The 16,873-nt window shown below is 67.8% G+C and carries 17 protein-coding genes; 4 read left to right on the forward strand and 13 right to left on the reverse strand.

What is annotated here, in order from left to right; all coding sequences use genetic code 11:
• Nucleotides 1–7 precede the first annotated feature (7 nt).
• The 8 genes from rng to ACZYRS_RS19120 all read right to left on the reverse strand — a co-directional run bounded on the left by rng (nt 8) and on the right by ACZYRS_RS19120 (nt 7,022).
• Entirely contained in the window at nt 8–1,534 is a 1,527-nt protein-coding gene (gene rng, locus ACZYRS_RS19085) for a ribonuclease G (RefSeq protein ID WP_198784114.1), read from the reverse strand.
• A gap of 7 nt (nt 1,535–1,541) precedes the next feature.
• On the reverse strand, nt 1,542–2,144 hold the full coding sequence (locus tag ACZYRS_RS19090) for a Maf family protein (RefSeq protein ID WP_463420507.1): 603 nt from the start codon (nt 2,142–2,144) through the stop codon (nt 1,542–1,544).
• 112 nt (nt 2,145–2,256) lie between these two features.
• Nucleotides 2,257–2,724, reverse strand: coding sequence for a 23S rRNA (pseudouridine(1915)-N(3))-methyltransferase RlmH (gene rlmH, locus ACZYRS_RS19095; RefSeq protein WP_042579728.1), 468 nt, complete (start codon nt 2,722–2,724; stop codon nt 2,257–2,259).
• Nucleotides 2,721–3,410 carry a ribosome silencing factor gene (gene rsfS, locus ACZYRS_RS19100; protein WP_463420508.1) on the reverse strand — a complete coding sequence of 230 codons (690 nt, stop codon included), beginning with the start codon at nt 3,408–3,410 and terminating at the stop codon, nt 2,721–2,723. The genes rlmH and rsfS overlap by 4 nt, the downstream gene beginning before the upstream one ends.
• Entirely contained in the window at nt 3,410–4,039 is a 630-nt protein-coding gene (gene nadD / locus ACZYRS_RS19105) for a nicotinate (nicotinamide) nucleotide adenylyltransferase (protein ID WP_463420509.1), read from the reverse strand. Before nadD ends, rsfS begins: the two co-directional genes overlap by 1 nt.
• The gene (gene hemF, locus ACZYRS_RS19110) at nt 4,036–4,953 is read right to left on the reverse strand and encodes an oxygen-dependent coproporphyrinogen oxidase (protein WP_463420510.1); all 918 of its coding nucleotides are present in this window, start codon (nt 4,951–4,953) and stop codon (nt 4,036–4,038) included. The genes nadD and hemF overlap by 4 nt, the downstream gene beginning before the upstream one ends.
• Nucleotides 4,953–6,251 carry a phosphoribosylamine--glycine ligase gene (purD, locus tag ACZYRS_RS19115; protein ID WP_463420511.1) on the reverse strand — a complete coding sequence of 433 codons (1,299 nt, stop codon included), beginning with the start codon at nt 6,249–6,251 and terminating at the stop codon, nt 4,953–4,955. Before purD ends, hemF begins: the two co-directional genes overlap by 1 nt.
• A gap of 45 nt (nt 6,252–6,296) precedes the next feature.
• Complete coding sequence (locus ACZYRS_RS19120) at nt 6,297–7,022, reverse strand: YebC/PmpR family DNA-binding transcriptional regulator (protein WP_198784120.1); 726 nt, start codon at nt 7,020–7,022, stop codon at nt 6,297–6,299.
• A gap of 117 nt (nt 7,023–7,139) precedes the next feature.
• Here ACZYRS_RS19120 and ACZYRS_RS19125 point away from each other — a divergent pair, with 117 nt between their 5' ends.
• From ACZYRS_RS19125 to ACZYRS_RS19140, 4 genes are read left to right on the forward strand one after another with little or no spacing between them, the layout of a single operon-like run.
• Entirely contained in the window at nt 7,140–7,928 is a 789-nt protein-coding gene (locus ACZYRS_RS19125) for a class I SAM-dependent methyltransferase (RefSeq protein ID WP_463420512.1), read from the forward strand.
• Between the two features lie 2 nt (nt 7,929–7,930).
• A complete protein-coding gene (locus ACZYRS_RS19130; protein WP_463422510.1) occupies nt 7,931–8,965 on the forward strand; it encodes a chorismate transformation FkbO/Hyg5 family protein in 1,035 nt (344 codons plus the stop codon).
• Nucleotides 8,966–9,009: 44 nt separating this feature from the next.
• Entirely contained in the window at nt 9,010–9,807 is a 798-nt protein-coding gene (locus tag ACZYRS_RS19135; protein ID WP_463420513.1) for a lysophospholipid acyltransferase family protein, read from the forward strand.
• The gene (locus ACZYRS_RS19140; protein WP_463420514.1) at nt 9,774–10,550 is read left to right on the forward strand and encodes a glycosyltransferase family 2 protein; all 777 of its coding nucleotides are present in this window, start codon (nt 9,774–9,776) and stop codon (nt 10,548–10,550) included. Before ACZYRS_RS19135 ends, ACZYRS_RS19140 begins: the two co-directional genes overlap by 34 nt.
• Here the strand turns inward: ACZYRS_RS19140 and ACZYRS_RS19145 are convergent.
• The 5 genes from ACZYRS_RS19145 to ACZYRS_RS19165 all read right to left on the reverse strand — a co-directional run bounded on the left by ACZYRS_RS19145 (nt 10,541) and on the right by ACZYRS_RS19165 (nt 16,869).
• Nucleotides 10,541–11,968, reverse strand: a complete 1,428-nt coding sequence (locus ACZYRS_RS19145) for an efflux transporter outer membrane subunit (RefSeq protein WP_463420515.1) — start codon at nt 11,966–11,968, stop codon at nt 10,541–10,543. The two genes, ACZYRS_RS19140 and ACZYRS_RS19145, sit on opposite strands and share 10 nt — an antisense overlap.
• A complete protein-coding gene (macB, locus tag ACZYRS_RS19150; RefSeq protein WP_463420516.1) occupies nt 11,925–13,907 on the reverse strand; it encodes a macrolide ABC transporter ATP-binding protein/permease MacB in 1,983 nt (660 codons plus the stop codon). Before macB ends, ACZYRS_RS19145 begins: the two co-directional genes overlap by 44 nt.
• Nucleotides 13,904–15,067 (reverse strand): macrolide transporter subunit MacA, encoded by a 1,164-nt coding sequence (macA, locus tag ACZYRS_RS19155; protein WP_463420517.1) that lies wholly within the window; start codon nt 15,065–15,067, stop codon nt 13,904–13,906. The genes macB and macA overlap by 4 nt, the downstream gene beginning before the upstream one ends.
• 204 nt (nt 15,068–15,271) lie before the next feature.
• On the reverse strand, nt 15,272–15,775 hold the full coding sequence (locus tag ACZYRS_RS19160; protein WP_463420518.1) for a disulfide bond formation protein B: 504 nt from the start codon (nt 15,773–15,775) through the stop codon (nt 15,272–15,274).
• Complete coding sequence (locus ACZYRS_RS19165; protein ID WP_198784128.1) at nt 15,772–16,869, reverse strand: sulfate/molybdate ABC transporter ATP-binding protein; 1,098 nt, start codon at nt 16,867–16,869, stop codon at nt 15,772–15,774. The genes ACZYRS_RS19160 and ACZYRS_RS19165 overlap by 4 nt, the downstream gene beginning before the upstream one ends.
• Nucleotides 16,870–16,873: the final 4 nt, after the last annotated feature.

Here is a 16,873-nt window from a genome sequence, read left to right on the forward strand (position 1 = left end):
CGCTCGCTCAGAGCAGCACGATGTCGTACTGCCCCTGCCCGATCGCGGGCTCGGACTGCAGCGAAATCGGCTTGCCGATGAAGTCGCTCAGCCCCGCCAGGTGCTGGCTTTCCTCGTCGAGAAAAAGCTCGATCACCTGCGGCGACGACACGATGCGGAACTCGCGCGGCGTGAACTGCCGGGCTTCCCGCAGGATCTCGCGCATCACGTCGTAGGCCACGCTGCGCGCGGTCTTCACGATGCCCTGCCCGCCGCAGGCCGCGCACGGTTCGCACAGCATGTGGGCCAGCGATTCGCGCGTGCGCTTGCGCGTCATCTCGACCAGCCCGAGCTGCGAGAAGCCGCCGGCTGTGGTCTTCACCCGGTCGCGCGCCAACTGCTTGCGGAACTCCGCCAGCACCTGCTCGCGATGGTCGTCGCGCCCCATGTCGATGAAGTCGACGATGATGATTCCGCCCAGGTTGCGCAACCGCAACTGCCTTGCAATCGCTTGCGCCGCTTCGAGATTCGTCTTGAAGATCGTGTCGTCGAAATTGCGCGCGCCGACGAAGCCGCCGGTATTCACGTCCACGGTCGTCAGCGCCTCTGTCTGGTCGACCACGAGGTAGCCGCCCGACTTGAGCTCGACGCGCCGGCCCAGTGCCTTGGCGATTTCCTCGTCCACCGAATACAGGTCGAAGATCGGCCGCTCGCCCTTGTAGTGCTGCAGCTTGCCGGCCGCCTGCGGCATGAATTCGAGGCCGAACTTCAGCAGCACCTCGAACTGCTCGCGCGAGTCGATGCGGATGGTCTGCGTGTCTTCGATGGTCATGTCGCGCAGCACGCGCTGCAGCAGGCTCAGGTCCTGGTGCAGCAGCGACATCGCGGGCAGCTTGCTCGACGCGTCGCGGATGCGCGACCAGGTCTTGCGCAGGTAGGCGATGTCTTCGGCCAGCTCGGCATCGGACGAGTCTTCGCCGTTCGTGCGCAGGATGAAGCCGCCGGTGTTGGCCGGCACCACACCGCCGCTGTCGGCGGCCGCTGCCGCCTCGATGAGCGTCAGCATGCGCGTGCGCAGCGACTCGCGCTGCTCCGAAGGAATCTTCTGCGAGACGCCGATGTGGTTGTCCTGCGGGAGGAACACGAGCAAGCGGCCCGCGATGCTGATCTGCGTCGACAGCCGCGCGCCCTTGGTGCCGATCGGGTCCTTGATCACCTGCACCAGCAGCGACTGCCCTTCGAACACCTGCTTCTCGATCGGCACCATCGGGCCGCCGTTGCGGTGATCGCGCTCGGGTGCCGGCGCGCTCGGCCGCGAGCCCGGCGTGAACGGCGCGACGATGTCGGCCACGTGCAGGAAGGCCGTGCGCTCCAGGCCGATGTCGATGAACGCCGACTGCATGCCCGGCAGCACGCGCGAGACCTTGCCCAGGTAGATGTTGCCGACCAGCCCGCGCTCCAGCGTGCGTTCGACATGCAGTTCTTGCACCGCGCCGTGCTCGACCAGCGCCACACGGGTCTCTTGGGGCGACCAGTTGATCAGGATGTCTTGCATGGAATTCTTAAGTATTGAAACCGGCGCTGCGAAGCAGCTGCGCGGTCTCGAACATCGGGAGTCCCATGATGCCCGAATAGGACCCGCTGATGTGCTCGATGAAGGCCGCCGCGGCGCCCTGGATCGCATAGGCGCCGGCCTTGCCGAGCGGCTCGCCGCTGGCCGCATAGCCGGCGATCTGCCTCTTCGTGATCGCGGCGAAGCGCACGCGCGACACGCTGAGCGCCGCATGGCGGCGGCGGCCGTGCTGCAGCGCGACGGCGGTCAGCACGCGGTGGGTGCTGCCGGACAGGAGCGCCAGCATGCGCTCGGCGTCGCGCGCGTCCTCGGGCTTGCCGAGGATGGTGCGGCCGAGCGCGACCGTGGTGTCGGCGCAGAGCACGGGCGCGTCGGCCAGGCCCAGGCGCTTGCGCCGCGCGACGGCGGCATCGAGCTTGAGGGCGGTCACGCGTTGCACATACGCCGTCGGCGATTCATTGGGCAGCACGACTTCGAGCGACTCGGCGTCTTCTTCGGGCGTGGCCAGCAGCAGTTCATGGCGAACGCCGAGCTGGCCGAGCAGTTGGGCGCGGCGCGGGCTTTGCGACGCGAGGTAGATGAAGTCGGGCAAGTTCAAGGCTCCGTGAGATGCCAGACCCACGCATGCGGCGAGCGCGCAAGTCCGAACAGAAAGTGAAGGACGCGCCGGCGGACGATGGGCATGGCCGCACCGGGCGAGCGCGTCATTCCCGGTGGTACGGATGGCCCGCGTTGACCGACCACGCCCGGTACAGCTGCTCGACCAGCAGCACCCGCGCCATCGCATGCGGCAGGGTCAGGTCCGAGAGACGGATGCGTTCGTGCGCCGCGGCCTTGAAGGCAGGGTCGAGGCCGTCGGGCCCGCCGATGACCAGGGCCACGTCGTCGCCCTCGCCCTGCCAGGCCTGCAGGCGCGCCGCGAGCGCCTTGGTGGTGAGCGCGGTGCCGCGCTCATCGAGCGCCACGATGCGCATGCCGCGGGCGATGGCACCCTCGATGCGTTCGCGTTCGGCGGCGTAGAGCGTCTCCAATGACTTGGAGCCGCGGGGTTCGGTCTTGACGGCGCGCAACTCGAGCTTGAGCTCGGGCGGGAAGCGCTTGGCGTAGTCGTCCCAGGCAGTCTGCGCCCAATCGGGCATGCGCTGCCCGACGGCGACCACCAGGAGCTTCATGCGCGGCGGGCGGGCGCCTTCTTGGCAGGCGCCTTCTTTGCCGCGGGCTTGGCCGCAGTCTTCTTCGCGACGGGCTTGCCGATGATCTTGACCGGCGTGCGCGCGGTGGTCGAGGTCTTGCGGGCGGGCGCCTTCTTCGCGGCGGTCTTTCGTGCGGGCGAGCGGCGGGCCTTCTCTTCCCGGGCTTCCTGCTCGGCGGCCTTGACGGCCGTCTTGGCGGCGCTCGCGCGGCGCAGCGAAGGCTCCTTGGCGGCGGGCTTTTTCTTCTTGTCGCCCGCGTCTTCGGTGCTCGACGAGGTGCTGGCGGCAGGCTTGGCGCCGCCGAGCTTGGCGCGCACCGGCTTGTCGCCCCAGATCTCTTCGAGGTGGTAGTACTGGCGGATGGCGGGCTGCATGATGTGCGCGACGGCGGCGCCGCAGTCCACGATGATCCACTCGCCGTTGTCCTCGCCCTCGATCCGCGGCTTGCCGAAGCCGGCCTCGCGGACCGCGTCGCGCACGCTGGCGGCGAGCGCCTTGGTCTGGCGGTTGGAGGTGCCCGAGGCGACGATCACGCGCTCGAACAGCGGCGACAAGTGCTCCGTGTCGAATACCTGGATGTCCTGCGCCTTGACGTCTTCGAGACCATCGATGATGGCTCGCTGGAGTTTCTGGGTGTCTTTCTTGGCGGCGGCTTCAGTGGTCATCAGGCAGAGCGGTAGAGGTGGTGTTGGTCAATATAGCGTGCAACCGTGGGCGGAACCAGCGAGGAAATGTCCACGCCCAGTGCAGCGCGCCGCCGAATCTCGGTGGCGCTGGTGTCCATGGCAGGCAGTTCTAGCGCCTCGAAACGCGCGCCAGCCGGGAGGTTGGGCAGCATGTTCGGATCAAAACGGGCAATGCCGCCCGTCGATAGTGCGCGATACGCTACAGAAACGATAGCAATGCCGAGTATAGCCTGCCAGCCATGCCAGCTGGGCAGCGCGCCCGCCTGGTCGGCGCCCATGATCAAGACGAGCTGGGCGCCGGGCTGCTCTTTCTGCAACTCGTGCAGGGTGTCCAGCGTGTAGGTCGGGCCGTCGCGCAACACTTCGCGGCTGTCGATGACGACCTTGCCCTTCAAGCCGTTGAAAGCCAGCCGCGTCATCGCGAGGCGATCTTCCTTCGGCGTGAGCGTGCGGCTCTTGTGCCATGCCTGCCCTGTCGGAATGACGTGCAGCTCGGCCAGGTCGAGCTGCGCCAATGCGGCTTCGGCCAGCGCGACGTGCGCGTTGTGCGGCGGATCGAACGCGCCGCCGAAGACGCCGATGCGCGGGGCCGTGCCGGAAGAATTCACAACCAGTCGCGCCTCGGAAGAAAGTCGCTGTAGAGCGCAGCCTCGGGGCTGCCCGGCTCGGGCTGCTGGCGGTAGGCCCAGCTTGCGAGCGGCGGCATCGACAGCAGGATCGATTCGGTGCGCCCGCCCGACTGCAGCCCGAAGTGCGTGCCGCGGTCCCACACGAGATTGAACTCGACATAGCGCCCGCGCCGGTAGAGCTGGAATTCGCGCTCGCGCTCGTCGTAGTGCGTGTGGCGGCGGCGCTCGACCAGCGGCAGGTACGCCGGCAGGAAGGCATCGCCGACCGCGCGGATCAGCGCGAAGCCGTTGTCGAAACCGCCCTCGGCGAAATCGTCGAAGAAGATGCCGCCGATGCCACGCTGTTCGTTGCGGTGCTTCAAGAAGAAATATTCGTCGCACCAGGTCTTGAAGCGCGGGTACTTGTCGTCGCCGAAGGGCGCGAGCGCATCGCGGCACGTGGCGTGGAAATGCACCGCGTCTTCCTCGAAGCCGTAGCAGGGCGTCAAGTCCATGCCGCCGCCGAACCAGCAGACCGGCTCGCCGCCCTCGGGCAGCGCGGCCAGCATGCGCACGTTCATGTGGACGATCGGCACGTACGGATTGCGCGGATGGAACACCAGCGACACGCCCATCGCCTCGAACGGCGCACCGGCGAGTTCAGGCCGGTTCTGCGTGGCCGAGGGCGGGAGCTTCGGCCCGCGCACCTGCGAAAAGCCGCAGCCCGCGCGCTCGAACAGCGCCCCGCCTTCGAGGATGCAGGTGAGGCCATTGCCCTGCAACGGCTCGCCCGGCGCCTTGTGCCACGCATCGTGCAGGCAGGTGCCGCCGTCGGCCTTCTCGACCGCCGCGATGATCGACTGCTGCAGCCCACGCAGGTAGCTGCCGACTGCCGCGGGGTTCGTCTGGTGCATCAGGCTTGGGGTGCGTTGCGCGCATGCACTGCGCGGAATCCGATGTCCTTGCGGTATTGCGCGCCGTCGAAGCGCACGCGCGCCGCGACCTCGTAGGCGCGCTGCTGCGCGAGCTTCACGCTGTCGGCCAGCACGGTCACGCAGAGCACGCGGCCGCCGCTGGTCTTGAGTTCGCCGTCCTGCATGGTCGTTCCGGCATGGAACACCACGGCATCGGGCGCTTCGGGCGGAATGCCGGCGATGCGGTCGCCCTTGCGCGGCGAGAGCGGGTAGCCGTGCGCCGCCATCACCACGCCGAGCGCGACGCGCCGGTCCCACTGCAGCTCGACCTGGTCGAGCGTGCCGTCGGTGGCGTGCCAGAACACCTCGAACAGGTCCGATTTGAGCCGCATCATGATCGGCTGCGTCTCGGGGTCGCCCATGCGGCAGTTGAATTCGAGCGTCTTCGGATGGCCGGACGCATCGATCATGAGGCCCGCATAGAGGAAGCCGGTGTACGGGATGCCGTCCTTTTCCATGCCCCGGATCGTCGGCAGGATGATCTCGCGCATCGCGCGCGCATGCACTTCGGCCGTGACCACTGGCGCAGGCGAATAAGCACCCATGCCGCCGGTGTTGGGGCCTTCGTCGCCGTCGAGCAGGCGCTTGTGGTCCTGGCTGGTGGCGAGCGCGGTGACGTTCTTGCCGTCGCACAGCACGATGAAGCTGGCTTCTTCGCCTTGCAAAAATTCTTCAATCACCACGCGCGCGCCGCCGTCGTTGTGCGACACGCCGAACTTGTTGTCGACCAGCATGAAGTCGACGGCCTCGTGTGCTTCTTCCGAGGTCATCGCGACGACCACGCCCTTGCCTGCGGCCAGGCCGTCGGCCTTGACGACGATCGGCGCGCCCTTGGCGTCGATGTAGGCGTGGGCTGCAGCAGCGTCGGTGAAGGCCTCGTATTCGGCCGTCGGAATCTTGTGGCGCTTCATGAACGCCTTGGAGAACGCCTTGGAGCTCTCCAGCTGCGCGGCCGCCTGCGTCGGGCCGAAGATGCGCAGCCCGTGCGCGCGGAATTCGTCGACCACCCCCGCCGCGAGCGGCGCCTCGGGGCCGACCACGGTCAGCGAGATCTTTTCCTGGATGGCCCACTCGCGCAGCGCGGCGGGCTCGGTGATGTCGATGCAGTCGTAGCGCTCGTCGCTCACGGTGCCGCCGTTGCCCGGCGCCACGTACACGCGGCTCACGCGGCTGGCCTGCGCCAGTCGCCATGCCAAGGCGTGTTCACGGCCCCCTCCTCCAATAACCAGTACCTTCATTCGTGGGCCTTCTTCATTCGCTGTGGATCAATGTTCATTCATTCGCTATTCGGCGAGCAGGGCGTTGTGGAAGACCGCCTGCACGTCGTCCAGGTCCTCGAGCACGTCGAGCAGCTTCTGCATCTTCGCGGCGTCTTCGCCAGTCACGTCCACCGTGTTCTCGGCGCGCATGGTGACTTCGGCCACTTCGGGCTTCAGGCCCGCGGCTTCGAGCGCGTTCTTGACGGCTTCGAATTCCAGGGCGGCGGTGATCACTTCGATGGCGCCGTCGTCGTCGGTGACGACATCTTCGGCGCCCGCTTCGAGCGCCACTTCCATCACCTTGTCTTCATCGGTGCCGGGGGCGAAGATGATCTGGCCGCAGTGCTTGAACTGGAAGGCCACCGAGCCTTCGGTGCCCATGTTGCCGCCGTGCTTGGAGAAGGCGTGGCGCACTTCGGCCACGGTGCGCACGCGGTTGTCGGTCATGGTGTCCACGATGATCGCGGCGCCGCCGATACCGTACCCCTCGTAACGAATTTCCTCGTAGTTGACGCCTTCGAGGTTGCCCGTGGCCTTGTCGATGTTGCGCTTGACCGTGTCGATCGGCAGGTTGACCGCCTTGGCTTTTTCGACCGCCAGCCGCAGCCGCGGGTTGGCGCTCAGGTCGCCGCCGCCGGCGCGCGCGGCCACGGTGATTTCACGGATGGCGCGGGTCCAGAGCTTGCCGCGCTTCTCGTCCTGGCGGCCCTTGCGGTGCTGGATGTTTGCCCATTTGCTGTGTCCGGCCATGGCTTTCTATCTCGCTGTCTTGTGTTTTCAAAGCAAGCTGCGAGTTTACTGTCCGGCGCACACAACGCCCGCCGGCGGCCCCGAATTCGGGCCGGGGCTTTTGGCGATAATCTTTCGATGACGCCATCGCCTACCGTCGGAACCGGGAATCCCGACACCCTCGCGCCTCACGCGCCCCTTCCGCTTTATTACAAGAACGAGGCAGAGCACCAGGCCTTTCTTCGCCGCATCTTCGACAGCACCGCGGCGGACTACGACCGCATCGAGGCCGTGCTGGCCTTCGGCACCGGCCCCTCGTACCGCCGCGCTGCACTGCAGCAAGCCGGCCTCGCCGCGGGCGCACAAGTGCTGGACGTGGGCATCGGCACCGGCCTCGTGGCGCGCGAGGCGCTCAAGATCATCGGCCCCACGGGCAAGCTCACCGGCGTCGATCCCAGCGCCGGCATGATGGAACAGGTCAAGCTGCCCGGCGTCGAACTGCTCACGGGCGTGGCCGAGGCGCTTCCCCGCCCCGACGCCAGCTGCGATTTCGTGAGCATGGGCTACGCCATGCGCCACATCAGCGACGTGGCCGCCGCCTTCAGCGAGTTCCATCGCGTGCTGCGTCCGGGCGGCCGCGTGATCGTGCTCGAAATCACCAAGCCCGAGGGCCGCATCGCGACGGCCCTCCTCAAGGGCTACATGCGCGCCGTGGTGCCGCTGATCGCCCGCATGGTCGGGCGCCAGCGCGACACCTCCGAGCTGTGGCGCTACTACTGGGACACCATCGAGGCCTGCATTCCGCCCGAGCGGGTGATGCAGGCGCTGGGCGATGCGGGCTTCACCGACGTGCGCCGCTACCCGAGCCTGGGTGTCTTTTCTTCCTACACCGCCCGCAAACCAGAACAGATTGCTAAGGCCGCTTGACAGTGCGAGTTCAGGACGACACCTTTTCTTCCCACCTGCGCGTCGAGCGCCTTTCGCTGGCCGACAGCCTGGCGCTGGCCACGAACGGCAAGGCGCCCTTCGCGGCTCTCGGCTATGGCACGCCGCACAGCGTGGCATGGATGCCGACCGTCAATGCGCGCGTGCTGTCGTCGCACGGCGCCATGGCCGACGTGTGGCATGTGACGGGCGCGCACATCGAGTCGGGCACCACCGGCATCGCGCGCTGGCGCACCGACGGGCAGTGGCTCCTGGGCGCCATCGACCTGGACGAAGCCGCCGAGAAGCAGGGCCTGGCCGAACTCGCGCACCGCGCCTACCGCGATCTCTTCAAGACGCTCGCGCAGGCCGGAACGCCCCACCTGCAGCGCATCTGGAACTACCTGCCGCAGATCAACGCCGATGGCGGCGGTCTGGAGCGCTACCGCCAGTTCAACCTCGGCCGGCAGGAGGCCTTCTTCGAAGCCGGCCGCGCCGCGTTCGAGGGAGCGCCTGCCGCGTGCGCGCTGGGCATCCACCAGGGCATGCTGTCGATCCGCTTCCTCGCGGGCCAGGTGGCGCCGCTGCCGGTCGAGAACCCGCGGCAGGTCTCGGCCTACCGCTATCCCGAAACCTACGGACCGCGCTCGCCGACCTTCTCCCGCGCCGCGCTCTCGGACATCGGCGACGGCAACATCGCGCTCTTCATTTCGGGCACCGCGAGCATCGTCGGGCACGAGACGCAGCACCACGGCGACGTGCAGGAGCAGACGCGCGAGACGCTGCGCAACCTGCAGGCCGTGATCACCGCCGCCAACGAGCGCGTCACCGCGAACTTCTCGCTCGCCGGGCTCGATGTGGTGGTGTACGTGCGCCACCCTTCGGACACCGAAGCGGTGCGCGGCGTGATCGAGGATGCACTGGGCGCCGACGCCCCGATGGCGCGCGATGCGGTGTACCTGGAAGCCGACATCTGCCGCAGCGACCTGCTGGTCGAGATCGAGGCGCACACGGTCGCAGCCGGTGGACTGCGGCCCTGAGCCGCCGCTCGACCGATCGAGGCCCGACCATTCCTTCCTCCATGATGACCCGCGTGCTGCGCACTCTCTGGGCGATCCCGCTCGCGCTGATGCTCTACGCGCTCTTGCTGTTCCTCGGCCTCATTTCGCTGGTCTGGAATTTCGTCGCGATGCTGCTCTACCCGGTGATGCCGATGGGACCCGCGCGCACGCTGGGGCGCATGACGATCGCCTTCGCCTACCGCATGTTCTGGTGGCTCGCCTCGGTGACCGGCATGATGCGCATCGATGCCGCGTGCCTGGACCCGATGCGCGACGAGCCCGGCGTGATCTTCGTGGCCAACCACCCGACGATGCTCGATGCGCTCTTGCTGGTGGCGCGGCTGCCGCGCAGCGCCTGCATCATGAAGGCGGACCTGCTGCGCAACATCTTCCTGGGCGCGGGCGCGCGCCTGGCGCGCTACATCAGCAACGAATCGGCGCGCACGATGGTGCGGCTGGCAGTGAACGACCTGCGCAGCGGCGGCCAGCTGGTGATCTTTCCCGAAGGCACGCGCACCGTGACGCCGCCTCTGAACGCATTTCGCCCGGGCGTGACGCTGATCGCCAAGCTTGCGCAGGCGCCGATCCAGACGGTGTTCATCGACACCGATTCGCCGTATCTGAGCAAGGGCTGGCCGCTGTGGCGCGTGCCGCCGCTGCCGATCGTCTTCACCCTGCGGCTGGGCCAGCGCTTCTCGCCGACGCCGGACAGCGACATCCTGCAGGCCGACCTCGAACAATACTTTCGCCAAAACATGGAGCAGCGCGCCACCGACGCGTCCCCCGAATGCCAGACGCCTCGCGCACCCACCTTGTCCTGATCCCCAGCTACAACGCGGGCGAACGCCTGTTCTCCACGGTCCAGGGCGCGCGCGCGCAGTGGAACCCGGTGTGGGTGGTGGTCGACGGCAGCGACGACGGCACGGGCGAGCGCCTGCAGCAGATGGCGGCCAGCGATCCGGGCCTGCGCGTGTGGGTGCTGCCCCAGAACCAGGGCAAAGGGGCCGCCGTGCTGCACGGGCTGCGCATGGCGAAGGACGCCGGGTTCACGCATGCGCTCACGATGGATTCCGACGGGCAGCATCCCGCCGACCTCATTCCCTCCTTCATGCAGGCCTCGCTGGCCCGGCCCGAGACGATGGTGCTCGGGCGGCCCGTGTTCGATGCCAGCGCGCCACTGTTGCGTGTGCGCGGGCGACGCGTGTCGAACGGGTGGACGCAGCTGGAGACGCTGTTCGCGGGGATCGGCGATTCGCTCTATGGCTTCCGCGTGTATCCCATCACTGACCTGATCGCCGTGATGGCACGTCAGCCGTGGATGCGCCGCTTCGACTTCGATACCGAAGCGGTCGTGCGCCTCGCGTGGCGCGGCGTGAAGCCCGTGAACATCGATGCGCCGGTGAAGTACCTGACAGCCGAGGAAGGCGGGGTTTCGCACTTCCGCTATGGGCGCGACAACGTGCTGCTGACGTGGATGCACGCGCGGCTGATGGTCGAGTTCGTCCTGCGGCTGCCCGCGCTGATTTTTCGCAAGCTGCGCGGGGCGCCGCCTTTTCAGGACTGATCGGTTGCCGCGCCGCCCAGCGCCTTGTAGAGCGTCATCGTCGCGTTGAGCTGGTTCAAGCGGTTGAGGGCCAGCGACACCTCTGCCGACCGGCGCCTGTCTTTCGCGTCGAGCACCGGTTGCAACGCGGTCGCGCCGGCGCGGTAGCGCACTTCGGACAGGGTCTCCGCGCGCTGCGCCTGCTGCAGCGCCACCACCAGTTTCTCGCTCTCGTCGCGCAACTGCGAGCGCGACGACAAGGTGTTCTCCACTTCCGACAGCGCCGTATAGAGCGATTGGCGGAAGCCGAGCACCGCCTCTTCGTACTGCGTCTGCGAGACGGCCACGCTCAGCCGCGCGGTGTTCCATTGCAGGAAAGGCAGCGCCAGCCCCGCGCCGAGCGTGGCGACGGGGTTCTTCAACAATTCGCCCAGTGCAGTGCTCGTCGTGCCCAGTGAACCGGTGAGGCTCAGCGCCGGATAGAAGCTGGTGCGCGTCGCATCGACGTTTGCCAGCGATCCGCGCAAGCGCTGCTCCGCGGCGCGCAGGTCGGGTCGGCGGCCGAGCAGGCTGGCGGGCAGGCCGGCGTCGATCACTGGCAGGTCGATGTTCGGGAGTTGCGACGGCTCCTGCGCCGCGGTCTCCGGCGGACGGTCGAACAGAATCGCCAGGGCGTTGCGCGCCTCGACGCGCTGCTGCAGCAGTTGCGTGTGCGCCGCTTCCTGGCTTGCCAGGTTCTGCCCGGCCTGCGCCACATCGAGGCCCGACACCGCGCCTGCAGCGTACTTGGCGCGCACCAGCGCAAGGATGCGCCGCGCATCCTCCATGCCCGCTTCGCTCAACGCAATCCGCTGGTTGAGGTAGCCCACCTGCCAGTAGAGCCCCGCGGTCGTGCCCACCAGCGAGAGTGCCGTGGCTTGCCGGTCCGACTCGGTGGCTTTCAGCTCCCAGTCGGCCGCGCTGCGCTGCGCCGCAAGCCGCCCCCAGAGGTCGAGCTCGTAGCTCAGCGTGACGAGCGATGTCGAACTCGACCCAGCCACGCCGCCGCGCTTCAGGTCGTAGCTGCGCCCCGTGCTGGCCTGCCCCACCACGCTGGGCGTGAGGTTGGTGTTCGCGAGCCCCGCCTGCAACTGCGCGCGCTGAACGCGGATGCCGGCGGCGGCGAGGTCGTTGTTGGTGCGCAATGCATCGTCGATCAGCGCATCGAGCTGCGGATCGTTGAACGCGCCCCACCAGCGCGCTGGAAACGCCGCGGCCGCACTCGGCGTGCCGGGCTGCGGCTGCTGCCACACCTGCGGCACCGCCAGCGGCCGCTGCTCGCGCCGCTCCGGCTGGAACAGCGTGCAGCCGCCCAGCGCCAACGCCACGGCGAGCGCACCCAGGGCAAAGCGCGCGCTACTCACGGGCCAACGCCTCGATCGGATCGAGCCGCGCCGCATTGCGCGCCGGCAAATAGCCGAAGAGCACGCCGATCAGCGACGCACACAGAAATGCCGACACCACGGCCCCCATCGAAAAGATCATTTGCCATTGCGTCACGAAGAGCGAAAACAGAAAGCTGATGCCATACGACAGCAGCACGCCGATCAACCCACCCACGAGGCACACCAGCACCGCCTCGGTCAGGAACTGCTGCAGCACGTCGCTCTGCCGCGCGCCCACGGCCATGCGGATGCCGATCTCGCGGGTGCGCTCGGTCACCGACACCAGCATGATGTTCATCACGCCGATGCCGCCCACCACCAGCGAGATCACCGCGATCAGCGACAGCAGCAGCGTGAGCGACTGGCTCGTGCGCTCGGCCGTCTTCACGATGCTGTCCATGTTGAAGGTGAAGAAATCCTTCACGCCATGGCGCAGCGTGAGCAGCCGCACGATGCTGTCCTCGGCCGCCTTGGTCGGCTGGTCGTCGCGGATGCGCACGGTGATGCCGTCGAAGTGCTGCTGCCCGAAGAGGCGGCTCGCGCCAGTGCTGTAGGGCAGCCAGATGTTGAGCGACTTGTTCTCGCCGAACACGCTTTTCTTCTCCTGCGCCACGCCGATCACCGTGCACGGCAGGTTGCCCACCAGGATCACCTTGCCGACCGGCTCGGTGCCGTCGGCAAAGAGCTTGCGCCGCGTGTTCTGGTCGATCACCACCACCTGCGACTGATGCCGCACGTCCTCGGCGGTGAAGGCCGCGCCGCTGGCCATGTGCATGTCGCGCACGCGAAAGAACGCGTCGCTCACGCCGTTCACGTTGCCGTTGATGTCGGCGCTGCGGTAGCGCAGGCGGAGGCTGCGCATCGTGGCGGGCGTCACGCTGTGCACATAGGGCTGCGCGGCGATGGCCTGCAGGTCGGGCGGCGTCAGCGTGCGAATGCTCGCGGCCTTGTCGTCGCCGAAGTCGCGGCCCGGGTACACGTCCAGCGTGTTGGTGCCGATGGCGCGGATGTCCGAGAGCACGAAGCGCTTGGCGCCCTCCCCGATGGCCACGATCGACACCACCGAGGTGATGCCGATGACGATGCCCAGCATGGTGAGCGCCGTGCGCATGCGGTGCGCCATCATCGAGCGCCAGGCCATGCGGAAGGCCTCGGCGAAGCGGGCCCAGCCGGTGCTGAAGCGTGCGATGCCGAGCTTGGGCTTCGTCATCGCGGGCGGCGGCGACGCATCGGCGCCGACTGCCTGCGTTGGAGCCGCGACGGTCGGCACGTTCGGCCGGTCGCCCACGATCACGCCGTCGGCGATCTCGATGATGCGTTCGGTGCAGCTGGCCACCTGCATGTCGTGCGTCACGATGATGATCGTGTGGCCCTGCGCATGCAGCTCGCGCAGGATGCCGATGACCTCCTGCCCGCTCTTGCTGTCGAGCGCGCCGGTCGGCTCGTCGGCCAGGATGACCTGCCCGCCATTCATCAGCGCGCGCGCGATGCTCACGCGCTGCTGCTGGCCGCCCGAGAGCTGGCTCGGCCGGTGCTCGGTGCGGTCTGCGAGGCCCAGGCGCGCGAGCAGTTGCCGCGCCCGCGCATCGCGCGCCGCGCCCTCGGTGCCGGCATAGACGGCGGGCACCTCGACGTTGCCCGTGGCCGTCAGGTGCTGCATCAGGTGGTAGCGCTGAAAGATGAAGCCGAAGTGCTCGCGGCGCAGTTGGGCGAGCGCGTCGCTGTCGAGCGTGCCCACATCCTGGCCCGAGACGGTGTAGGTGCCGCTGCTCGGCCGGTCCAGGCAGCCGAGGATGTTCATCAGCGTCGACTTGCCCGAGCCCGAGGCGCCGACGATGGCCAGCATTTCGCCGTTGCCGATGTCCAGGTCGACGTCCTTGAGCACCTGCACTTCCTCGTCGCCCGAGGGAAAGCTGCGGCCGATGCCTCGCAGCTTCAGCAGCGGCTCGGTCACTGGCGCTTTCCTCTGTTGCCGCCGCCTTCGCCGCTGCTGGCCGGGTCGAGCGCAGAGGCATCGCCGGTGATGACCGTGTCGCCCTCCTTCAGCCCCTCGAGCACCTGGGCCTGGAAGTTGTTGCTGATGCCCACGCGCACCTGGCGCTTTTCCACGCTCTGGTCGGGCTTGAGCACGCGCACCTCCTGGCGGCCGTCCTTGTCGCGCGCGCCCAGCGCGGTGAGCGGCACCGTGAGCGCGTGTTTCGCCTCGCCCAGCAGGATGGCCACTTGCGCGGTCATGTCCACGCGCAGCGTGCGGTCGGGGTTGGGCACATCGAACAGCGCATTGAAGAACACCGCGTTGTTGATCTTCTCGGGCGAGGGCTGCACCGCGCGCAGCGTGCCGTGGTATCGCTTGTCAGGGTCGCCGAGGATGGTGAAGTACACCGGCAGCCCCGCCTTCACGCGCACCACGTCGGCTTCGGACACCTGCGCCTTCACGGTCATGGTCGAGAGGTCGGCCAGCTTCATCAGCGTGGGCACCTGGAAGGCAGCCACCACGGTCTGGCCTTCGAGCGTGCTGATGGAGACCACGTCGCCGTCGATGGGCGCGACGATGCGGGTGTACGAGAGGTTGGTCTGCGCGGAGGCCAGGGCCAGCCGCTGCTGGCGGATCTGCGCTTCCAGCGAGACGCCGTCGGCACGCAGCGCGCGCAGTTCGGTGTCGGCGCTTTCCATGTCCTGGCGCGGCGCGGCGTCCTGCGCCAGCATTTCGCGCTGCCGGGCCCAGGTGAGCTCGGCCTGCTTGACGCGCACTTCCTTGGCGAGCTTCTGGGCCTGCAGGTTCTCCAGCTTGGCCTGCTCCTGCGCGAGCGTGTTCTGCGAGATGACCGGATCGATCTCGGCGAGCCAGTCGCCCTTCTTCACGGTCTGCCCCAGCACCACTTTCAGCGACTTGAGCTGGCCGCTGACCTGCGCGCCCACCTCCACCTGCTTGAGCGCCTGCAGCACGCCGGTGGCGAGCACCGCGTTTTCGAGGTCGGTGCGCTGCACGGTGGCGGTGAGGTATTCGGTTTTCTTGGCCGGGCTCAGCCAGAAGAAAGCGATGACGGCCAGGACGACGAGCGCTGCAATACCGAGAAGGACTTTGCGCGATCGCCGCGGTGGGTTGTTTGGCATGCAATGAGGTGAAAGTGAAACACGCGGCGGGAGGGGATCGGATCGATCCTAGCCCCGCTTTCTGAAGGCCTGCTAAAGAGGGAGTTCCCTCGAAGGGCTACTTCGTGCCATTGTTGCCGCCGGCGTGCATGAAAAAACGGCGTGGCCCGCCGCCCCTTCCAGGGCCGGCGAGCCACGCCGTTTTTTGGGATGCGAAGAAAGAACTCAGCGCACGGTGCGGCGGCGCAGGAGCAGCGTGATCAGCATCAGCGAGAGCACCACGAACGCGATGAACGACCAGTTCGCCAGCGTCAGCCCGAACAGCGTCCAGTCGACCTTGGAGCAGTCGCCGCCGCCGCGGAAGATCAATGGCAGCGCGCGCTTGAGCGGAAAGGTCTCGATCATCCCGTAGAGGTCGCGCCCGCACGAGACGACTTCGGGCGGATACCACTGCAGCCAGCTCTGCGAGGCCGCCGTGTAGGCGCCGCCCACCGCCGACACCAGCGCCAGCACCCCGCCGGTCACCTGCAGCGCGCGGTGGCGGAAGATGGCCGCCAGCCCGGTGAAGAGGGCCACCAGCACCAGCGCATACCGCTGCACGATGCACATGGGACAGGGTTCGAGCCCCACCACGTGCTGCAGATACAGCCCGAAGGCCAGCATGAGGACACAGGCCAGGCAGATCAGCCCGAGCGCGCGGCGCGGCGCGCCGAAGTACCAATCGATCAAGGAGACACCCAATCTTCTTCTACGAACACCCTGGCCTTGCGCGGATTGGCAACAACGGTGTCGCCCTCCTTCAAGCCCAGGTCACGGAACTGTTGCGCAGGGAGTTGCGCCTCGATGATGGTTCCGGAGCCCGGATTATCTGGATTCGATTCGGTGGGCTCAAGTTCCAGCCGAGCGATCGGGCCGACCACGATCGCGCGCGACAGCGTGGCGACGATGCCGGTGGCGCCCGGCACGTAGCGTGTCACATCCAGGTCATGCGGACGCACATAGGCCATGGCCTTGGCGTCGCGCGCGCCGCTGTGCTCGGGCGAGTCCAGGCGCATGCCGTCAAGCTGCACCTGGCCGTTGTCGGCGCGGCCGTGAAAGAGGTTCACGTCGCCCAGGAATCCGTAGACGAAAGGACTCGCGGGCTTGTCCCACACGTCCTGCGGCGAGCCGACCTGCTCGATCTGCCCCTTGTTGATGACCACCACGCGGTCGGCCACCTCGAGCGCCTCTTCCTGGTCGTGCGTGACGAAGATCGAGGTGACGTGCAGCTCGTCGTGCAGGCGCCGCAGCCACCGGCGCAGTTCCTTGCGCACCTTGGCGTCGAGCGCGCCGAAGGGTTCATCGAGCAGCAGCACCTTGGGCTCCACCGCGAGCGCGCGGGCCAGCGCAATGCGCTGGCGCTGGCCGCCCGAGAGCTGCGACGGATAGCGGTCGGCCAGCCAATCGAGCTGCACGAGCTTGAGCAGGTCGGTCACCTTGGCCTTGATCTGCGCGTCGCTCGGGCGTTCCTTGCGCGGCTTCACGCGCAGGCCGAAGGCGACGTTCTCGAACACGGTCATGTGGCGGAACAGCGCGTAGTGCTGGAACACGAAGCCCACCTGGCGCTCGCGCACATGCACGTCGGTGGTGTCCTCGCCGGAGAAAAGAATGCTGCCGGTGTCGGCCGTCTCCAGCCCCGCGATGATGCGCAGCAGCGTGGTCTTGCCGCAGCCCGAGGGGCCGAGCAGCGCGACGAGCTCGCCCGACTGCACGTCGAGGTTCACGTCGCGCAGCGCGCGGAAGTCGCCGAACTGCTTGCTGATGTTGCGGATTTCGATGCTCATGATT

The sequence above is a fragment of the Variovorax sp. AC194 genome (genome assembly GCF_979257995.1).